Genomic DNA, 1,041 nt, shown 5'->3' with positions numbered 1-1,041 from the left:
GATGCCGGCAGTCGCCTTGAGACGATCAACAACCCCGGAATTCCCTGAGGAAATGAACATTGACGCCGTCGGGATTGCCGCTCTCGTCTGGGTCTGGATGCGGTCACCACCGACTGCATCTCAAACGTGAGCGTGCTCACACTCTCGCTACTGCTAGAACCGGTAGCACTCTCAGGAAGGTCACCACTCCATCTAAATTGCACATTTGAGTCATCAACGACAGCAGCTGTTCCGAAGCGGTCTGCTTCTGGAGTCGCTTCCAGAGTCAAGTCTCCTGCTTGGACGGTCACATCTGTCTCAAGGAATGTCCATTCGTTTCCAGCGGGGCTGTGCACGATTCGAATATCCTCAGGCGGGGTTTCAACCGCTTGTCTCTCGAGTGTAAATTGGACTGCTCCGGAGGAAGTGACTGCGGGATCATCTGCCGAGAGATTGAATGGTCCATCAATCACAGCTTGATTCTTCACAGGAGTCTCAGCCTGTCCTTCGACAAGCGAGCTCAGACTCGTCACCGTCGAGCCGGTTGCTGTCAGATCGACAGGCTCGCTCACAAGGACTTCACCCTCTCCGAGACTTGCATTTATTCCGGTGACAACTCCAACATCAACCGTTGCCTCTGCTGTCGGTGGTGCTGTTGCATCGCTCAGTGTGGGCGGGATCGGATCAGACGGACGCGAAATCGGTCCCACCTGTGTTTTGATTGTAATCGTTGTCGTGAGCGTTTCTCCAACATTCACATCGGTTGTATCAATCTCAATACCGAGCGTTTCAGACTCCCCGGGCGAGAGTGTTAGGTTGCTCCCAGCGGCTCCGACGCCGGTATCGGCTTCAAGAAATGTGAGATTTCGCCCGACAGTGAGTTGTGGGTCTTGCTGCTCAACGATGACACTGACAGATCCAGCGTTCGTATTATCAGTGTGAGTAATAACGAGTAATTCCCGAAATTCGGTAATCGCATTTGCATTGACACCTGGGTTAGCAATGTCAATCGAGACGTTCGTGTTCCCGTTTGCTGTCTGCGACGTGTCTGTGACATACTGT

1 protein-coding gene is annotated in these 1,041 nt (G+C 53.0%); it reads right to left on the bottom strand.

Features of this window, described 5'->3' with window-relative positions; all coding sequences use genetic code 11:
• A partial coding sequence (locus tag J07HQW2_RS12405) for a hypothetical protein (protein WP_021055883.1) occupies positions 1 to 1,041 on the bottom strand: 1,041 nt, incomplete at both ends.

The organism is Haloquadratum walsbyi J07HQW2 (assembly GCF_000415985.1).
GTDB lineage: Archaea > Halobacteriota > Halobacteria > Halobacteriales > Haloferacaceae > Haloquadratum > Haloquadratum walsbyi_B.
The sequence above is the reverse complement of the archived record's forward strand: the minus strand, read 5'-3'. Positions and strand labels throughout refer to the sequence as shown.